This is a genomic window from Streptomyces sp. RKAG293 (assembly GCF_023701745.1).
Classification (GTDB): domain Bacteria; phylum Actinomycetota; class Actinomycetes; order Streptomycetales; family Streptomycetaceae; genus Actinacidiphila.
In genome coordinates, this window is record NZ_JAJOZB010000001.1 from 1,684,923 (window position 1) to 1,701,923 (window position 17,001).

Here is a 17,001-nt window from a genome sequence, read left to right on the forward strand (position 1 = left end):
AGCGGTCCGTGCTCCATGCTCCGCGGTCTGTGACGTTCAGTCGAGCGCCGTCGGAGCGGGCGGGGCGATCGCGAAGTCCGCCGGGTCCACGCCACCCTGCTTCGTGTCGTCGTTCGCGAAGACGAACGACTCGATGGAGATGTTCCGTTCGTCGCTGAGCGCCGCCACCAGCTCCTGCATGACGACGGTCTCCAGCACCACGCGGACACTCGGCGGCACGTCGGGCAGCCGCACCACGCCGAGGTCGGCGCCGCCGCCGACCGGCCGGGTGGTGACGAGCAGCGTGAGGTGCCCGGCGTCCGAGAGGGAGCGGGCCAGGGCGACCTCGCGGCCGTCCCCGAAGACGATGTGCAGGGTCCGGCCCGCGGACTCCATCTCGCCGTGCAGATAGTTCCTGGTGACGGAGGCGGTGGCCGGCATCCGGACGACCTCACGCAGCAGCAGCGCCCCCTCCTCCGCGGCGGCCCGTGAAGCACCCGACGCGACGACGTCGGCGGCCACCCGGCGCGCGGCGCGGGCCCGCAGCGGGTCGATCACCTCCGCCGCGTCATGACGGACGGCCGCCGCCAGCGCCGCGATGCCCTGCCAGGGATCGTCCGCGCCGATCCGGCCCGTCATCGCCCCGGCGATCAGGTCCAGGGCGACGACCGCTCCGGTGAATCCGATCGTCGAGGCGTACGAGTCGGGCTCGTTGCCGAGGTCGACCGTCATCTCCGCGAGCTCGCCCAGCGGGGACGGCGTGACGTTCAGCAGGGCGACGCGCGGTACGTCGTTGGCCTCCTTGAAGGCCGCGAGGGTCTCCGAACTGCGGCCGCCCTGCGACACCCCGATCAGTACATCGACGTCGAACCCGGCGGTGCCCCGATCGATCTCGCTGGAGAGCACCCGCTGGGTGACCACCCCCGGGCACGCAGCAGATCGACCGCCACCCCCAGCGCCGCGTACGACGCGCCGATCCCCGCGAAGAGCGGGCGCTCGGCGGCGCGCAGCCGCTCGAGGCCCGCCCCCTCGAACTGCCCGCGCACATGCGCGACCACCCGCTCCAGCGCGTTCGGCTGGTCGGCCTGCCCCTGGAGGAAGGTAATTCGCGATCCGGACATCCTCGCGGTTCCTTTCGTACGTTCCCACGCCGTAGGAGGAAGGTACGGGAGCCGTCGCGCGCGGTCTGCCGAGTCGGGTGCGGAAGTTGCCTACGCCCCGCCCGCGTTCGGGTTCTCCCCGCGCAAGACCTTCGCCTCCTTCTCCGGGTCCAGTCCGAGCGTGGGCCGGTCCGGCCGCTGCGGTGCGGTGCCGCCCAGGGTCTGGAGCCAGGTCCAGGTGTCGGCCACCGTCTCCGCGACGGGGCGGCAGCGCAGTCCCGCGGCGAGCGCCTTCGAGACGTCCGCGCCGTGCATCGCGTCGTGGACCTCGCCCGGTGGCAGCCAGACCGGGAGCTCCGTCCACGGCTCGATCCCGGCCGCGAGGATGGTCTCCGGGTCGGTCCAGCGCAGTTCGGCGTCCGAGCCGGTGACCCGCACGCAGGTCTCCAGGAGCTCGCCCATCGTGGTGTGCCCCGGCGGGCTCACCAGGTTGTACGGGCCACCGAGCCCCTTCACGGCCGCGTCCAGCGTCCAGGCCGCGAGGTCCCGCGCGTCGATGTACTGCAGCCTCAGCTCCCGCGGGCCGGGCGCCAGCACGCCGCCTCCGCGGGCGATCCGTCCCAGCCACCACGGCAGCCGTCCGATGTTCTCGCCCGGCCCGAGTATCAGCCCCGCCCTGAGCAGCAGCGCCCGCTCCCCGAAGGCCGCCAGCGCCGCCAGTTCCCCGCCCCGCTTGGCCTGGGCGTACTCCACTTCACCGTCGTCGTCGGGGGACGCGTCCACGAGCGGGCCGTCCTCGGTGAGGCCGGCGGGCGGCGGGTACGCGTACACCGACCGGCTGGACACATACGCGTAGGACGTGACCCGGCCGGCGAGCAGCCGGCCCGCGTCGCGCACCGCCGACGGCGCGCCGGACCAGGTGTCGACGACGATGTCCCACTCACCCCGGTCCAGCGCCGCCAGACCGCCCTCCGCGGTCCGGTCGCCCAGCAGCGTGGCCACCCCCGGCGGCGCCGCATGGCGCCCCCGGTGGAACGCCGTCACCTCCCAGCCCCGTCCCAGCGCCTCGTCGGCGACCGCGCGCCCGACGAACTCCGTCCCACCCAGCAGCAGAATCCTCATACGGATCACCCTGCCCCCGCACCGGCCCGGCGGTAACCGTTCCATGCTCACAGCGGAATCGCCCACGGCGGAATGCGGCTGTGCGGGCCCGGCCTGCGGCGTCGTAAGGTCGGGGTATGCGACTGAGCACTGTGATCCTTCCCGTGTACCGCTGGACCGAGGGCCGGGAGGTGTGGCGGCGGGCCGAGGATCTCGGCTTCGACACCGCCTACACCTACGACCACCTGTCCTGGCGGACCTTCCGGGACGGCCCGTGGTTCGGCGCGGTACCCACCCTCACCGCGGCCGCGACGGCCACCGAGCGACTGCGGCTCGGCACGCTCGTCACGTCAGTCAAGCCTTCTTCACCTATCGCAGCCTGACCAGGCAACATCCGTCTCAGACGAGCTGCTTCAGGCCCTCGGTGGCGATCTGCTCGAAGGTCTTGAGGTCGGCAGCGAAGTCGGTCTCCGGGATCGGCCAGTGCAACACGAGCTCGGTGATCCCCGCCTCGCGGTGCTTGCCCGCGAAGTCGACGAACGAGTCCACGGACTCCAGCGGGCCGCGCGGGTCGGGGGTGAAGCCGGTGAGCATGATCTTCTCCAGCTCGCCGACGTCCCGGCCGATCGCCTCGCAGGCCGCGCCGAGCTTGTCGAGCTGACCCTTGATGGCCTCCAGTGACTGCTCGGGGGTGCCGGTCTCGAACAGCTTCGGGTCGCCGGTCGTCACCCACGCCTGGCCGTGGCGTGCGGCCAGCTTCAGCCCCCGCGGCCCGGTGGCGGCCACAGCGAACGGCAGCCGGGGGCGCTGCACGCATCCGGGGATGTTCCGCACCTCGTGCGCCGAGTAGAACGCGCCCTCGAAGCTGACGACGTCCTCACTCAGCAGCTTGTCCAGCAGCAGCACGAACTCCGCGAACCGGTCGGCCCGCTCCCTCGGCGTCCACGCCTCCTGCCCCAGCGCCGTGGCGTCGAACCCCGACCCCCCGGCCCCGATCCCCAGCGTGATCCGCCCACCGCTCACGTCGTCCAGCGTGATCAGGTCCTTCGCCAGCGTCACGGGATGCCGGAAATTAGGAGACGTTACGAGGGTCCCCAACCGAAGGCGCGTCGTGGCAGCCGCAGCGGCGGCCAGCGTGGGCACTGCGCCGAACCACGGCCCGTCGCGGAAGGTCCGCCAGGACAGATGGTCGTAGGTATACGCGGTGTGGAAGCCAAGGTCTTCGGCGCGCCGCCACACCTCCTGGCCCTGCTGCCAGCGGTACACGGGAAGGATCACAGTGCTGAGTCGCATGCTCCGAGCCTACGGGGAACACGCCTAAACAACCTGGTCGGAGACGCGTGCCAGGTCGGCGGCATCAGACGTCCTTCCCAGCGGCGGGGTAGCGAATCGGCAAGGCCGCCTTCCGCGGCGACCCGGGGGCCGGCACAAGGCCGGTCACCGACCCAAGGCCGGGCCCCCAGGACCGACCGCGCTTGGCTGGCTACCTGCGCGAGACCTACGGCAACCTCTACCGCCAATTCTGGGTTAACTCTCCAGCGGCAGTGATCATCGCTACGGTGGGTGCACAGGGAATGATCCGCGGCACCGGGTCTTGGGGGATGCTATGGGCAGACGTCGCGGTTTCATCGCGGAGTTGAACTACCAGACGCAGCAGGCGGAAAAGCGCCGGCGACAGCAGGATGCGGCCGCCCATCGTGCTCATCTTGCAGCGCAGCGCGAAACCGAACGAGCCAAGAAGTCATACGAGCGCGCGCAGGCGACGGCGGCAAGAGCCTCTGCTGCCGACAAAAAGGCCGCCGAGCGTGAGGTCGCGCGGCTCCAGCTGGAGTCCAGGCTCGCCGAGGTTGAGTCCCTGAACACCGATCTGGCCCGCGATCTTGCCGATATCGACGGTCTGCTCGCGTGGACCCTGGACATAGATGACTATGTCGATCTCGAATCATTGAAGATCTCAAAGGTTAAGCACCCTCCGTTCGAGCCTGGTGGCTTGGCCCTCCCTTCGCCCGCGGCCATCGAGCCGAAGCACACCCCTGAGCCCGTGTATCAGGAGCCGACTGCACCCAGCGGACTCTCAGCCGTGCTCGGTGGCAAGAAGAGGCACCAGCAGGCTGTCGAGGCAGCTAGGGTCGCCTTCGAGAACGCGCATAGCGAGTGGGAGCGCGTCAGGCATGCTCTCCACAAAATCTACGTCACAGAACTTGCCCGGCGCGAGAAGATGGAAGCCAAGCGAGTGGCGGAACTGTCTGCCGCCGAGGAGAAATACGAGCAGGAATGCAAAAAGCGTGAGCTCGAGGCGTCATCTCATAACGCCGAGCTCACCAAGCTCATCAACGACCTTGCCTTCGATGTTGAATCCGCCATCCAGGACTACGTCAGCATCGTCCTGTCCAACTCACTCTACCCCGAGGTCTTCCCGGTCGAGCATGACCATGCTTTTAATCTCGGCTCCCGCGAACTCACGCTTGCAGTCAGCGTTCCTGATCCCTCAACCGTACCCTCGGTGAAGGGGTACCGATACGTGAAGGCGAGGGACGAGATCACCTCAACCGACCTGCCCATTCGTGAAAAGAAGGACCGGTATGCGAACGCGGTCTGGCAGGTCGCAGTTCGCAGTCTGCACGAAGTCTTCGAGGCCGACCGCGCCGGCAAAATCCACTCGATCGCACTGACGGTCGGTGTCAACACAATCGACCCCGGCACTGGCCGACCGGCAACCGTTCCTCTTGTCGTCGTCGCCGCAGACCGCGAGACCTTCAACGGGTTCGATCTGGCCAGAGTTGTCCCGCAGGCGACGTTGCAGCATCTCGGTGCCGCGCTGTCGAAGGCGCCGTTCGACCTGGTGCCGGCCGACACCAGTCGCGGCATCCGCGTGCGAGGGCAGTGACTATGAGGTTCAACTCACCGCCAGGTTGGCCCACACCACCTGAGGGCTGGACTCCCCCGGCGGGATGGAAGCCCGACCCGGCCTGGCCGACCCCACCACCTGGCTGGCGCCTCTTCGTCCCCGTCGACGATTCCGAGTCGGGCAACGCCGTCGACGAGTCCGCCCCCGCGTCAACCACAGAGACTCCCACGGACCCGGCGCCAGGGTCACAGGGAACCGGGCCAGACCAGATATCTGCCAGCCCCCAGACTCCACAACCGTTCTCCGAAATCGACCCCGCGCCCATGTTGGCCCGCATTGCCGATCTCGAAGCCGCCCTCGCCACGACGCAAAGTGCTGCGGACGTGATCGATGTCAGCGACCAACGCGCCTTGCAGGACGTCGGCATCTACCGCTACCACCATCCTCTAGAGAACGCAGCGGCTTACAAGGACCGGCTCCGCAACCTCGAAGGCCAGATCGACGACGTCATCAAGAACGGGCGCGCGATCCTCGCCGCCGACATGTTCACCTTCGACGGATCTCTAGCCCGAGGAAGGAAGCTTGTCGGCGATCTGGCCAAGCTGATGCTGCGGGCCTACAACGCCGAGGCGGACAACTGCGTGCGCTCTTTGAGGTCAGGGAACACGCGCACTGCGCAGAAGCGACTTGAGTCGGCGGTCACCGCGATCGAGAGGCTCGGGACGATCATGGAGATGCGGATCAACCCCGATTATCATGCTCTGCGAGTCGCTGAGCTCGAGCTGACCGCTGACTTCCAGATGATGGTGCAGGAAGAGCGCGAACACGCCCGCCAGGCGCGCCAGCTTCTTCGTGAACAGCGTCAGGCCGAGCAGGAATTGGCCGCCGAGAAAGAGCGACTCGAGAAAGAGCGAGCGCACTACATCAGCGTCCTGGAATCCCTCCGCGCCAATGGCGACGACACCGCTGTCACCGAACTGTCCCGTCGCCTCTCCGACATTGAAAAGGCCATCGCAGCCAACGACTACCGGATCGCCCACATCCGTGCTGGTTACGTGTACGTCATCTCCAACATTGGCGCCTTCGGTCCGAACATCGTCAAGATCGGCATGACCCGCCGTCTCGAGCCGATGGACCGAGTCCGCGAACTTGGCGACGCTTCAGTGCCCTTTCGGTACGACGTCCACGCCATGTTCTTCTCCGATGACGCCGTGACACTGGAGTCCGAACTCCATAAGGCTTTCGCCGATCGCCGCGTCAACTTCGTCAATGAGCGACGCGAATTCTTCTTCGCCACACCGTCCGAGGTCCGAGCGACTTTGGCAGACAAAGCAGGCGGCCTGCTCGAGTTCACGGAGGAACCTGCGGCTCTCGAGTACTTCCAGAGCCGCAGCCGCTGGCCACAGCAGAGCTAGCGATGCCGAGTAGCCGGGGCATCGCAGCCCCTGGCTATTCGGCGGTCGAGGCCCGTCGTCCCAACGGACTCGGGTGAGCCCGTTGGTTGGCCAGTAGAAGGTGTGGGCCGAGTCATGGTTCCCGCCTGCGGGGTCACTCCCGGTACAGGAGAATGCATCGACAAGCCCACCGTTCGGGACGGAGATTCCATGGGCGCACCACCGAAGATGACGGCACGAGCGGCCTTCGACCTGAACATGCACGACGCCGAGATGCTGGTGGAGCTGGCCAAGCTGCTGAGCAACCAACGGGTCCGAAGCATGCGCCGAGAGAAGAGGGAGCGCCTGGGGGCAGCGCTGACTCTCCCCCAGAAGCAGTGGGACGATCTTGAGTGCCTTGAAAATGAGCGCGTGTTCGTCACCTTCAAGCCAGGGCACGCTGAGTGGCGCGAGCGTCTTGAGGAGCCGAACCTCCGACCGTTGCTCCGGCAGTCCCTGGTTGCGGCATGTGCGGCAATCGAGACCTTCTGCGCCGATCGCGTCATGGAACTGTACCCGGCGGCGATAAAGCAGGACCCGCGGCCGAGCCGACTGCTGGAACTGTCGCTCACGGTCGAGGAATATCTGACGATCCAGAAGAGATACACGAAGACCGCCTGGGGTCTTCGGCAGGTCGTCGAGCTTGAAGTGAGGCAGCGGGCGAGTCCCGCGCCGGCGCAGATTGGAACGCTCTTCTCACTGGTGGGCAAGAGCAAGCTCTTCCCCGGCATCGACAAGATCCGCAAGGTTGGGAATGGCGTCTCGACCGTAGAGCTGGACCGGATCGTCGAGCGGCGCAATCTCATCGCACATACCGGTGATCGAAGTGGGCGAGGTCGGGCTTCGATTGCTGTTGCCGACGTCGAAGGCGACTTGGCTATCATCGCGGCGATCATCGACGCCTTGGATCAACTGACCACGATCTGAGCACTGCGGAGATTTCAAACGCCCCGCGACGGTACGTGTGGCCACCGGGCATCCTGGGTGGCCACACGGCATTCGCTGTCAGCCGGCAACGACATCCTCGTCGGCCTCGGCCTCCGGCGGAGCGGTGTTCTTGTCGGTCGCGGGGAATGTGTGGCTCTGCGGCTCCATCTCCAGCCAGCGGTAAGCCCATTCCCGGTGGACGACGAGGTCCTTCGCCCAGGGAAAGACTTGGGGGGTCATGCCCTTGATGGCGCCGATCATTTCGTCGGTCGCGCTGTCGACGCGGGCGCTGCGGACGTTGGCCTTCAGTCCTTCCGGGACGTGGAACTCGAAGGTGAGCTTGAGAACGCGCCTGCTGGCCATGGTTGCCTCCTTGGGCGTGATGTGACCCCAGCATCTCGCAATCTCCGCGAGACTGGTCTATCTCGCGGAGATTTCCGCCAGTGCTCCCTCGGTCGAGCGAAGTCCCGAGCACCTCGTGCACTACAGGTGTTGCACAAATTATGGTCACTTTGACTGCTTCTGAGCTGCGAGAACTCCAACCACACGCTGGCGGAGCCCCGGACACTGGTCGGCGATTTCGACTGCTCGGGCGAGAACATAGGACGCGACTTGGTGGCGCACACGGCCTGCTGGAGTCGGACGACGGGTGCTGCTCGCCTACAAACAGGTGGTCCACGAGTACAAGCTCCCCGCGACCAAGGGCAAGCGCAGCGAACCCAGTGGCCGGCCTTCGCACGCCGCTACGGCTTCGACGTCGGCCGCCCCGTGCAGTGGGAGGTCGAAGCCCTGGAGGCGGCCGAGCTCCAGCGCCTAATCCTGGCCGCCGTCGACCCGTTCGTCGACCATGCCGTGCCGCCCAGCGGATCGCCTGAGAGGAAGATCAGCGCTGCGCCCTGTAGGGCGTTCCGAGCGGCGGGGGATCCCACCTGCGATCTGGCAACGAAGACATCGCGCGAGCGCCGGGACGAGGCGACCGTACGGGCAGCCCGCATGCGCGGGAAAGCGTGCGTGGCCGTTGCAGACAGTCCGTAGCGTGTGCGCATGACCTTCTCGTACAAAGCCCCAATGCCGGCCGAGCAGATCCGGCAACTGCCTCCGCGGGATGTCGCGCTGCTCCTCCTGCAGCACCTCGGCAGCACCCAGGGCCGGCACGTACAGTTCGCCGTAGTCGTCAGCACAGCACAGCAAGCATTTCAGCACGAACCGGACACGGACGAACTCCTGGATGGATTGGCCGATGCCTGGGCCTGGCTGGAGTCGCGCGCCCTCATAGCCCGGGACTGGTCACAGTCCGAAGCGTTCCGCCGCGTGTCCCTTCTGGGAGCGGAGTTGCTGGAAAGCTCGCAGGGAATCACCAGGTTCGAGGCACGAGAGCGCCTGTCCGGCGCGCTGCACCCAGACCTGGAAAATACCGTGCGCACCAACTTCAGCCTCGGCGACTACGAAACCGCCAGCTTCGCCGCGATGAAAGCGGTTGAGGTTGCAGTTCGAAATGCCTCCGGCCTGGACAACTCCCTGGTCGGCGTGAAGCTGATGCGCGCTGCCTTCCAGCCCCACCAGAACGGCAAGCCGGGCGGCCCACTCGCCGACGCCGAAGCAGAACCCGGCGAGCAGGAGGCCGCTTCCGCGCTGTTCGCCGGAGCTATGGGCGCCTATAAGAACCCCGCCAGCCACCGCACCGTGGACTTCGATGATCCGATCGAGGCTGCCGAGATCACCCAATTCGCCGACTTGCTACTGCGCCAAGTCGAGCGGGCCAAGCGGCGCCGGAACGCCTCGGGGGATAGAAACCAGATTCATCGGCCGTGACCCAAGACCATCACGGTGCGGAACGATCGCGGTGCGGCGGCCTGCGCGCGAACGGCAAGATATCCCACGGATCTGCTTCTCCCCACGAAGTGTTGGAGTCTGCCACCCCATGCGCCGTTCCGTACCCCTTCTGGTTGCCGTCGTCGTCTCGATAGTGACCTCGGCCTGCACAACATCCACATCGAGGAGCATAGACGCGTCGGCCGTCACGAGTGTCGGACCATGCGCGCAGGGAACACCAGATCCCGTTCTGGAACTATCCGTCGGTCGCTGCGCGCTGACGGTCGACAACCGCAGTGCGCAGATGCGTGCCTACCTGATCGATCTGACCTGTAGCGGGGGTGGTCGCCTATCTGAGTATCAGTCTGGCAGGGGCTTGTACTACGTCCGGCCGGGAACCCATGCATTCTCCAGCTTGGGAATTGCCGGTGGCCCAGCGCCAACCCCGCTGACCTGCGCCGTCTCTACCTCGACGGTCCGGAACCTGGAGCCCGACGAGGGCAATGCGAATGCAGAGCAAGACCTGCCCCGAGGCGATCCTGCTGCAGCCCTTGCCTCCCCGCCCGACCTGGACGCAACTCCGACCTTGGACGCCTCATCACTCACCCCGTCGGATTCGCCGACGGCAATCGAACCAAGCGACGACCCCCACGCAGACGTCAGGGCCCCCATGCAAACACCGGACGGACTGCACTTCGCAGCGGTAGTGCTCAACGAGGACCGTGTGCCCCACGGCTACCGCATCACCTATGCGTACGACGCGTACACCGATGTCAGCGGACAACACCATCCTGCCTTCAACGTCACGCTCACCGTGCCGCGGGCGGATCCTGGGGTGGAGGTTGACGGTCCGACGTTCAGCGCTGGCGCCGGACCGGGTACGTCTGACGGTAGTGAGGGAACCTGGCATTGGAGCGTGACCCTGATGTCCCCGCAGTAGCCGCCGCCCCCACGAGGCAGATCGGCGTTACCGGTGACCGGCTTCCCCTGCAGGAGTGCCAGCTTTCGACGGGGCGGTGGTGGCGAGCAGTGGCAGGACGACGGCGAGGGTGAGCGTGGGCAGGGCGCGCCGGATCAGCTGGGTGATCATGCCGCGGTCATCAGGTCGCGGGCTCGCTCGTTGAAGTCTGCGATGAGGCGGTGGTTCCCGAAGGGCTCCATGCGTCGCTGCAGGTCCTGTACGGCTTCGACACAGCGCGAGCTCTTGACCTGGCGGGACAGGGAGAGCGTTCGGATGCCGGCGGCGTGTGCCGATTCCAGATCTCGTCGTTGCAAGTGGGAGACGGCCAGAGCGGCTTGTGACATGGCGCCGCGCCGCGCTCGCCGCTGCTTTCGTGCGTGGTCGATGGACTGGCGGGCGTGCACCTCGGCGGTCTGCGCCTGCCCGAGGTCGCGGAAGGTGTTGGCGTGCTCTCCGTGCAGGTACGCGGGGTCGATGAACGCGGCCCATTCCTGTTCGTCTGCCAGCCGCACCCGGGAGTACGCCGCCTCGGACTGCGTGACCGCTCGGGCTGCCTCGGTCTTCTCCCCGAGCTTGGCGAGTGCCCGTGCCTCAAGAGCCCACAGGTCCGCGAGGCAGGCAGCCGACGTGTTCCGTCCCAGGCCCGCGCGGCCGGTCTGTGCGAGTCGGCGTCCTTCGGTCGGGTTGCCGAGCAGGGTTGCCTGGTCGGCCATACCGGCGAGAACGTGCGCGCCCAGGGCGGCGTTCTTCGACTCCTCCGCCAGGCGGAGGGACTGGATCAGATACCTCTGTGCGGTCCCGTGTTCGCCCGAGTCGTAGGCCATCCAACCCAGCAGGTATGTCTGCTCGGCGGCTGCCTCACACAGAGCCTTGTGCACCTCGTCGGTGTACGTACGGCGTAGCAGCGGGAAGACGTGGGCGTTCATGTACTTCGCGAGGATGAGCCGGCCGGAGCCGCCGCCCTGGAGTACGTCCATCCTCTGGAACTCGCCGAACATGTTCTTCACGGCGGTCACGTCTTCGAGCCGCACGCGAGGTCCGGGTTCGGGCTGCTGGTCAAGGGTGTTGAGCAGCCAGTCGCGGGACGGCCCGACGGCTGCCACTGCGGCAAAGGGTGCCGCTGCCAAGAACTTCCGACGGTCCACGTCTGCTCTCCCCAAGTCGGCAACGGCTTCCACGGTAGTGGCGAACGAGGAGTTGTAATCGAGGGAGCGTTCCGCGGCAGCGCTCTCACCGAAGCCGAGATCGTATGTTGTGACCCGGTATCCGGCGCAGGCCGAGAACACGTCGGCGAGGATCTCCGGGACGGGCGGCCTCGGATGATCACCGTCCAACCACCGCCGCACCGTGGTCGCATCCGGAGTGATGTGAGGCTGCCCGCACGCCTGAGCTGCGGTTTTGACGCGTCGCGCCAGCTCCTTGCGGCTGATGCCTGATCGATCCAGCCACCCGGCAAGGTCCGTGTTCGGCATCTTCTGCGTCGTCATGTGGAGCCCTTACCCCTCAGCCACGCGCGGTAATGGAAGTGACACCCTTCGACACCCCCTCCGACGGTACCCCTCGCCGCGTCGTCGATGTTGCCTTGAGGGACGAACAACGGACGCAGGTAGGGGAGTTGCCGCGATGGGGTTAGCTGCGGCCAGTAGCGCGTTACCGACCACCTCTGTGGCCACCGCGATGGCTTGCCCTCGACCAGTGCGCAGCGATCTCTCGGATAGGCGAAACCGCAGACACTGCTTCCGGCAGCCGGCGGTGCTCCATGCCTGAGCCGGTGATCCAGCGGTTTCATCGCACGCCACGAGCCGTGCCCGAGGCACGTCTATTCGTGCAGCAGACTCTCGCCGCCTGGGGCATTTCTGGCGATGCGGACGCGGTACTGCTATGTGTCTCGGAACTCGCGACGAACGCTATCCGTCATGGCGTTCCGGCGGGTGGCCACTTCATCGTCAAGGTGGCCAGGAACGACGACTGCCTACGCGTCGAGGTGGGCGACATGAATCGCTGCCGACCCCGGTTACGGCACCCCAGCGCCGACGACGTCAGCGGCCGTGGGCTGCTCCTCATAGCCAACCTCGCGGACAGCTGGGGAGTAGTCCCCCGGGCGCCGAGCGGCAAGGTCGTGTGGACCGAATTCAAGATCCCGGGGGTCCACCCAGGACGCGTGCTGTTGCGCAGGACCCGCACCGATCACTTGTACAGACGGCACGCCACGAAGCCAGGAGAAGCACCCGCATGATGCCGCCGGCCTTACGCGCAGCCCTTCCCGACCCCGACGTTGTTTTTCGGCCCGCCCGCCGTGACCTCGACCCCGAGACCGGCGAAGCGGCGGCGCAAGCCCTATGGGATCGCCATACGTGGTTCCCCCACGGCAGCTGCTGGTTGTGGTGCGGGCGCGATCGCGTCGACGTGACATGGCTCGGCCCCGTCCAGTCGAGCGGGAGTCACGCCGCGATGTGGGCCTGCCTCGCCTGTCTCTACGAGCTCGATCAGCGGGTCCTCCTGGCCACCATGCGTAAAGACGGCACCACCAAGGACGCCCCCCAGCCCCCTACGTATGTGGGCGGCCCGCTCAACTTCCGGACCGCTGCCGGACGCCACCGCAGGTAGATCCCGTCCTCAGCCAGCCCTGTTCCAACGAGCCGATCTCCATCGAGGTGCAGGGCGGCGAAGGTCTCACCGAGTCGAGGAGCCAGCATGCACGATCTGATCGTCAGCCCATTTCTGGACGACTACTTAGTCGTCCGACCCGGACACGCCTCCGGGATCAAGATCCCCCTCACCAGGTTCCTGGAGCTCAAGCGAGCCTTCGACGAGCATCTCGAATCTCCCGTCTGGCTGGTTGACGCTGCGCGCCGCACCTGGAACGCAGAGGTCGGGGGCCTCCCAGCAGACGAGACGCTCCTCGTCCGCAACCCGTCTCCCTACGGCTACGGGCGTGCGTCGTACGAGATCAACAAGGGCTGCGACTACGACTGTCCGCACTGCTACCTCGGTCAGAAGAAGTTCGAGGGGCTGAACTGGGAGCACAAGGCGCAACTACTGGAGATCATGCGTGACGCCGGGGTGCTCTGGCTGCAGATCACCGGCGGTGAGCCGCTGATCGACCGGCTGTTCCCGATGGTCTACACCCGGGCCCATGCGCTCGGGATGATGATCTCCATCTCGTCGAACGGCTCGCAGCTGTCCAAGCCGCCCATCCTCGACCTGCTCACCAAGCGCCGCCCCTACCGGATCACGCTCAGCGTCTATGGCGCCACCGCGGCCACCTACGACGGCTTCACCCGAAACCGCGGAGCCTTCGACCGCTTCACCCGAGGACTGTCCGCCGCCCGTGAGGCCGAACTGCCCGTCAAGCTCAACCTCATCGTGGCCGACGACAACGCTCACGAACTGGGCGCCATGCAAGCACTGGCCGAACAGTACGGCTTCCCGCACCAGACGTACGCCAACATGTCGCCGACCATCGCCGGTGGCAGCGAGCCGCTCCCCACCCAGGCCGCGGACTTCCTGCGGCAGCGCAAACCCTTCGGCGGCTGCAACGCCGGCCACACCTTCTTCCACGCCGACCCCTTCGGCGTCGCCTCGATCTGCAAGGTCGGCCGAGACCCCAATATCCGGCTGATCGAGGAAGGCGTCGAGGGGCTGCGCCGACTCGGCGAGATCGCCGATTCCCTCATGCTTCGCACCGGTGGCTGCTCCGGCTGTTCGCTGTCCGGCACCTGCTGGACCTGCCGACCGCTCGCCAAGCTCTACCAGGAGGCGAAGGCACCAAAACGCACCTACTGCCAACACTCAGAGAGGTAGACCCCATGGCACCCACGTCCACCGCCACACCCGTACCCATCACCATCACCGCGCGACCGCTCGCCGAGGACGAGGTCGAGATCGTCGGCGACCTGGACACCCTCGTCGAAACCGTCATGTGCTCCTGCAACGCAGGCGACGACAACCCGTACTAAACCGCGCCGCACCACAGCCGACCGTCCCGGCCCCATAGGGTCGGGACGGTCGGCCCGCTCATTCACACCCCGGGAACCGCTATGCCCGTCACCCGCATCCACTGGGAAGACCTACCGTCGGCCGCCCGTGCCGCCGTCGAGCAGCACACCGGGCCCGTCCTGTACGCCGAGACAGCTTCAGGCGGCGCAAACTCCGGCATCGCCGTCCTGGCGACCACTGCCGACGCGAGCCTGTTCATCAAGGGGGTTCCCTCGGAGCATCCGCAGGCCCGCACGCAGCAACGTGAAGCCGAGATCAACCCCCACCTTCCCCCCGCCTCCCCACGGTTGCTGTGGCGCGTGCAGGTCGCCAGCTGGGACCTCATCGGCTACGAACGCATCATCGGTCGCCACGCGGACTACGCCCCGGGTTCCGACGACCTCCCGCTCGTCGCCGAGGCCATCGCCGAGCTGCAGGCTTCGCGATGCCCAGACCTGGAGCTCAAGCGCGCCGAGCAACGCTGGGGCAGCTACGCGGATACGGGAGAAGCCGAGCTGTTCGCTGGCCAAACCCTGCTGCACACCGACCTCGCCCCGCACAACATCCTGATCACCGAACGCGCCCACATCATCGACTGGGCCTGGCCCACCCGCGGCGCTGCCTGGATCGACCCCGTCGTCCTGATCCTGCGCCTCATGGAAGCCGGTCACAGCGCGCAGGACGCCGACGAGTGGGTACGACGCTTTCCCTCATGGCAGCAGGCTCCGCACAATGCCGTCGCCGCATTCTCCGCCGCGAACGCCCAGCTGTGGGACGAGATCGCCCAACACGATCCCCAGGGGTGGAAGAAGCACATGGCGCTCCTGTCGTGGGACTGGGTGGCGTACTGGCGGAGCCGCTCTCGGTAGGGCAACTCACACAGTGCGGGCGGCCTCGTACGCTCCGCAGTGCGTATGGGCGGACTCTGGCGCCCACGCAATTGCGCGAGAGAGGTAGATCGGCTGACAGGCGTCCGGGGGCGGGGCGGGTGTCTTGGAGGTTCGCGTGCATGGGTCACGCGCCCCGCGCCGCCCCCGGACACCGATCCCCTACCCATGCCATTCCGCGCTGACCCTTGGGTAGAGAGGCGCCCTCGACAGCTGACGATCCGGGGGTGGGCACGGCGGAGGCCCGGCGGATTGTCCGCCGGGCCTCTTCCCGTGTTCACGCGCCTGTCGTGGCTACCAGCGGTACCAGCGACCCCGACTTCCCGACGAGTGGGTGCCGCGCATGACGAAGCCGAGCAGCCAGACGACCAGCACCACGACCGCGACCCACCAGAGGATCTTGAGCGCGAACCCGGCACCGAACAGAATCAGTGCGAGCAGTAGAACCAAAAGCAGTGGACCCATGGTTATCAACCTCCTGACCAGCGGATGCCCTGTCGTGCACGGGTCATGCGTACGGAAATTCGAACCCGTCAGATCCCGATGAGAGGTGACCGGCCCGGCTGCGCGGGTGCTCCATCAGCGTCGACGGCGGGGTTGATCGATCCCGGCGGGGCGGGTGGTGGTCGATGGCGAGGGCGGGCCAGACGAGCGCGGCGCTGAGGGCGGCGAGCGAGCTGCCGTCAGGGCCGGTGGCGCACAAGACCATGCTCACCGGCTTCACCCCGGACCGCCCGCTGGACTCCTTCGACGCCTTCACCGACTTCGCGGGCCGCCACGCGGAGCTGGGCATCGACGAGATCGTCATCCACTGGCCGATCCCGGACTCCGACTTCGCCGCCGACCCCAAGCTCTTCGAACGCATCGCCACCGAGGGGCTCGTCCAGCTCGCCACACCGTAGCAATGCGGGGCAATCCGGACGGCGAGGCCGGCGCAGTCGTGTCCGGCCCGGCCCAGTACGGCGATTCACGTGCGCACCTGACGTCTCAGTGCGCACACTTGGTTGTGCGCTCAACGATTGACCCCGGTGCTTCCCCGCACGGTTCCGGCCGTCCGGCAGACGTGCACCCGCACACCGGCCTGGCCGGGGTCATCCATGCCGCGCCCCACCGGCGCGCACAGCCGGCCGAGCACGCCGGGCAGGGCTAAGCCCCTGGCGAACGAGCGGTACCCGTGGGTCCTCCGGGGAAGGTACGGGCCCAACAGCGGCCGGACCACCGGCCGCTGTCCCGGAGGTACGTGACACGCGGAGGTTCCCCATGGCCCCGGCTGCGGCATACGACGAGATAGCCGACTGGTACGAGGAGGAGTTCCTCGGCGGGCGGCAGGCGGGGACCGGAACCGGCGAACCGGTCGCGGACGGCGATCCGCTGGGCATCCACCGCGCCACCCGCGAACTGCTGGGCGAGGGAAGCGGCACCTGTCTGGAGATCGGCTGCGGCACCGGGACCCACGCCGAACGGGTCCGCGCGCTCGGCTGGACCCCTGTCGGCGTGGACCTCTCCGCCGGCATGTTGCGGCACGCGCGCGGCCGGCTCCCCATCGCACGGGCCGACGCCGAGCGGCTGCCGATAGCGGCCGGTTCGGTGCCCGCCGTCATCTCGATGATGGTCCACACCGACATGCCCCGATACCCGGCCGTGCTGCGCGAGGCGGCCCGGGTGCTGCGTCCCGGCGGGGTGCTGGTGCACGTCGGCGTCCACCCCTGCTTCTGCGGCGGATTCGCCGACCGCGCGGACCCCGACGCGGTGCTGATCCGTCCCGGCTACCGCGACGGCCACTGGACCAAGGCGTCCTGGACGAGCGCGGGGGTGCGCGACAAGGTCGGCGCCACGCACTACCCGCTGCCCGACCTGATGCACGCCTTCCTCGCCGCGGGCCTGGTACCCGAACGGTTCACGGAGGGCGGCACACCGACCCCGACCGTCCTGGCCGTCCGGGCCCGCAAGCCCGGGTCACCGCCGGTGGTGTGAA

At 67.5% G+C, this 17,001-nt stretch carries 17 protein-coding genes and 2 pseudogenes; 11 read left to right on the top strand and 8 right to left on the bottom strand.

Annotated features, from left to right (window positions below; genetic code table 11):
* Nucleotides 1–36: 36 nt before the first annotated feature.
* From LNW72_RS07335 to LNW72_RS07345, 3 genes are all read right to left on the bottom strand, one after another.
* Nucleotides 37–885 (bottom strand): hypothetical protein, encoded by an 849-nt coding sequence (locus LNW72_RS07335; protein ID WP_250974653.1) that lies wholly within the window; start codon nucleotides 883–885, stop codon nucleotides 37–39.
* The gene (locus tag LNW72_RS07340) at nucleotides 831–1,100 is read right to left on the bottom strand and encodes a hypothetical protein (protein WP_250974654.1); all 270 of its coding nucleotides are present in this window, start codon (nucleotides 1,098–1,100) and stop codon (nucleotides 831–833) included. The genes LNW72_RS07335 and LNW72_RS07340 overlap by 55 nt, the downstream gene beginning before the upstream one ends.
* Before the next feature lie 90 nt (nucleotides 1,101–1,190).
* On the bottom strand, nucleotides 1,191–2,201 hold the full coding sequence (locus LNW72_RS07345) for an NAD-dependent epimerase/dehydratase family protein (protein WP_250974655.1): 1,011 nt from the start codon (nucleotides 2,199–2,201) through the stop codon (nucleotides 1,191–1,193).
* Nucleotides 2,202–2,317: 116 nt separating this feature from the next.
* On the opposite strand from LNW72_RS07345, the pseudogene LNW72_RS07350 reads away from it, so the two are divergent.
* Nucleotides 2,318–2,554: pseudogene (locus tag LNW72_RS07350) on the top strand (LLM class flavin-dependent oxidoreductase); the annotation flags it as partial.
* 25 nt (nucleotides 2,555–2,579) lie between these two features.
* On the opposite strand, the gene LNW72_RS07355 reads toward LNW72_RS07350, so the two are convergent.
* Nucleotides 2,580–3,473 carry an LLM class flavin-dependent oxidoreductase gene (locus LNW72_RS07355; protein ID WP_250974656.1) on the bottom strand — a complete coding sequence of 298 codons (894 nt, stop codon included), beginning with the start codon at nucleotides 3,471–3,473 and terminating at the stop codon, nucleotides 2,580–2,582.
* A 343-nt stretch (nucleotides 3,474–3,816) separates the two neighbouring features.
* Between LNW72_RS07355 and LNW72_RS07360 the strand changes: the two genes are divergently transcribed.
* The 3 genes from LNW72_RS07360 to LNW72_RS07370 all read left to right on the top strand — a co-directional run bounded on the left by LNW72_RS07360 (nucleotide 3,817) and on the right by LNW72_RS07370 (nucleotide 7,388).
* Entirely contained in the window at nucleotides 3,817–5,067 is a 1,251-nt protein-coding gene (locus LNW72_RS07360) for a hypothetical protein (RefSeq protein ID WP_250974657.1), read from the top strand.
* Nucleotides 5,068–5,351: 284 nt separating this feature from the next.
* A complete protein-coding gene (locus tag LNW72_RS07365; RefSeq protein ID WP_250974658.1) occupies nucleotides 5,352–6,443 on the top strand; it encodes a DUF4041 domain-containing protein in 1,092 nt (363 codons plus the stop codon).
* Nucleotides 6,444–6,632: 189 nt separating this feature from the next.
* Entirely contained in the window at nucleotides 6,633–7,388 is a 756-nt protein-coding gene (locus LNW72_RS07370; protein ID WP_250974659.1) for a HEPN domain-containing protein, read from the top strand.
* A 78-nt stretch (nucleotides 7,389–7,466) separates the two neighbouring features.
* On the opposite strand, the gene LNW72_RS07375 is transcribed toward LNW72_RS07370, so the two are convergent.
* Nucleotides 7,467–7,751 carry a hypothetical protein gene (locus LNW72_RS07375; protein WP_250974660.1) on the bottom strand — a complete coding sequence of 95 codons (285 nt, stop codon included), beginning with the start codon at nucleotides 7,749–7,751 and terminating at the stop codon, nucleotides 7,467–7,469.
* Between the two features lie 681 nt (nucleotides 7,752–8,432).
* Here LNW72_RS07375 and LNW72_RS07380 point away from each other — a divergent pair.
* Nucleotides 8,433–9,200: a TIGR02391 family protein gene (locus tag LNW72_RS07380; RefSeq protein ID WP_250974661.1), complete on the top strand. Its 768-nt coding sequence runs from the start codon at nucleotides 8,433–8,435 to the stop codon at nucleotides 9,198–9,200.
* Between the two features lie 967 nt (nucleotides 9,201–10,167).
* On the opposite strand, the gene LNW72_RS41140 is transcribed toward LNW72_RS07380, so the two are convergent.
* Both LNW72_RS41140 and LNW72_RS07385 read right to left on the bottom strand, forming a co-directional pair.
* On the bottom strand, nucleotides 10,168–10,290 hold the full coding sequence (locus LNW72_RS41140; RefSeq protein WP_285369396.1) for a hypothetical protein: 123 nt from the start codon (nucleotides 10,288–10,290) through the stop codon (nucleotides 10,168–10,170).
* Nucleotides 10,287–11,648, bottom strand: a complete 1,362-nt coding sequence (locus LNW72_RS07385) for a transcriptional regulator (RefSeq protein ID WP_250974662.1) — start codon at nucleotides 11,646–11,648, stop codon at nucleotides 10,287–10,289. The genes LNW72_RS41140 and LNW72_RS07385 overlap by 4 nt, the downstream gene beginning before the upstream one ends.
* 272 nt (nucleotides 11,649–11,920) lie before the next feature.
* Here LNW72_RS07385 and LNW72_RS07390 point away from each other — a divergent pair, with 272 nt between their 5' ends.
* The 4 genes from LNW72_RS07390 to LNW72_RS07405 all read left to right on the top strand — a co-directional run bounded on the left by LNW72_RS07390 (nucleotide 11,921) and on the right by LNW72_RS07405 (nucleotide 15,008).
* Nucleotides 11,921–12,397 carry an ATP-binding protein gene (locus LNW72_RS07390; protein WP_250974663.1) on the top strand — a complete coding sequence of 159 codons (477 nt, stop codon included), beginning with the start codon at nucleotides 11,921–11,923 and terminating at the stop codon, nucleotides 12,395–12,397.
* A gap of 458 nt (nucleotides 12,398–12,855) precedes the next feature.
* On the top strand, nucleotides 12,856–13,965 hold the full coding sequence (locus tag LNW72_RS07395) for a radical SAM protein (RefSeq protein WP_250974664.1): 1,110 nt from the start codon (nucleotides 12,856–12,858) through the stop codon (nucleotides 13,963–13,965).
* A 5-nt stretch (nucleotides 13,966–13,970) separates the two neighbouring features.
* Nucleotides 13,971–14,120, top strand: coding sequence for a hypothetical protein (locus LNW72_RS07400; protein WP_250974665.1), 150 nt, complete (start codon nucleotides 13,971–13,973; stop codon nucleotides 14,118–14,120).
* A gap of 81 nt (nucleotides 14,121–14,201) precedes the next feature.
* Nucleotides 14,202–15,008 (top strand): aminoglycoside phosphotransferase, encoded by an 807-nt coding sequence (locus LNW72_RS07405; RefSeq protein WP_250974666.1) that lies wholly within the window; start codon nucleotides 14,202–14,204, stop codon nucleotides 15,006–15,008.
* Nucleotides 15,009–15,320: 312 nt separating this feature from the next.
* Here LNW72_RS07405 and LNW72_RS07410 read toward each other — a convergent pair whose 3' ends face one another.
* Nucleotides 15,321–15,491, bottom strand: a complete 171-nt coding sequence (locus LNW72_RS07410; protein WP_198359557.1) for a hydrophobic protein — start codon at nucleotides 15,489–15,491, stop codon at nucleotides 15,321–15,323.
* Between the two features lie 236 nt (nucleotides 15,492–15,727).
* Here LNW72_RS07410 and LNW72_RS07415 point away from each other — a divergent pair.
* Both LNW72_RS07415 and LNW72_RS07420 read left to right on the top strand, forming a co-directional pair.
* Nucleotides 15,728–15,928: pseudogene (locus tag LNW72_RS07415) on the top strand (LLM class flavin-dependent oxidoreductase); the annotation flags it as partial.
* 358 nt (nucleotides 15,929–16,286) lie between these two features.
* Nucleotides 16,287–17,000, top strand: coding sequence for a class I SAM-dependent methyltransferase (locus tag LNW72_RS07420; protein ID WP_250974667.1), 714 nt, complete (start codon nucleotides 16,287–16,289; stop codon nucleotides 16,998–17,000).
* The last annotated feature ends 1 nt before the right edge of the window (nucleotide 17,001 follow it).

Coding starts and splice junctions, on each gene's coding strand:
- LNW72_RS07395 (WP_250974664.1), top strand. CDS start 12,856: ATGCACGATCTGATCGTCAGCCCATTTCTGGACGACTACTTAGTCGTC.
- LNW72_RS07380 (WP_250974661.1), top strand. CDS start 8,433: ATGACCTTCTCGTACAAAGCCCCAATGCCGGCCGAGCAGATCCGGCAA.
- LNW72_RS07375 (WP_250974660.1), bottom strand. CDS start 7,751: ATGGCCAGCAGGCGCGTTCTCAAGCTCACCTTCGAGTTCCACGTCCCG.
- LNW72_RS07405 (WP_250974666.1), top strand. CDS start 14,202: ATGCCCGTCACCCGCATCCACTGGGAAGACCTACCGTCGGCCGCCCGT.
- LNW72_RS07355 (WP_250974656.1), bottom strand. CDS start 3,473: ATGCGACTCAGCACTGTGATCCTTCCCGTGTACCGCTGGCAGCAGGGC.
- LNW72_RS07420 (WP_250974667.1), top strand. CDS start 16,287: ATGGCCCCGGCTGCGGCATACGACGAGATAGCCGACTGGTACGAGGAG.
- LNW72_RS07390 (WP_250974663.1), top strand. CDS start 11,921: ATGCCTGAGCCGGTGATCCAGCGGTTTCATCGCACGCCACGAGCCGTG.
- LNW72_RS07365 (WP_250974658.1), top strand. CDS start 5,352: ATGTTGGCCCGCATTGCCGATCTCGAAGCCGCCCTCGCCACGACGCAA.
- LNW72_RS07340 (WP_250974654.1), bottom strand. CDS start 1,100: ATGTCCGGATCGCGAATTACCTTCCTCCAGGGGCAGGCCGACCAGCCG.
- LNW72_RS07370 (WP_250974659.1), top strand. CDS start 6,633: ATGGGCGCACCACCGAAGATGACGGCACGAGCGGCCTTCGACCTGAAC.
- LNW72_RS41140 (WP_285369396.1), bottom strand. CDS start 10,290: ATGATCACCCAGCTGATCCGGCGCGCCCTGCCCACGCTCACCCTCGCC.
- LNW72_RS07385 (WP_250974662.1), bottom strand. CDS start 11,648: ATGACGACGCAGAAGATGCCGAACACGGACCTTGCCGGGTGGCTGGAT.
- LNW72_RS07400 (WP_250974665.1), top strand. CDS start 13,971: ATGGCACCCACGTCCACCGCCACACCCGTACCCATCACCATCACCGCG.
- LNW72_RS07410 (WP_198359557.1), bottom strand. CDS start 15,491: ATGGGTCCACTGCTTTTGGTTCTACTGCTCGCACTGATTCTGTTCGGT.
- LNW72_RS07345 (WP_250974655.1), bottom strand. CDS start 2,201: ATGAGGATTCTGCTGCTGGGTGGGACGGAGTTCGTCGGGCGCGCGGTC.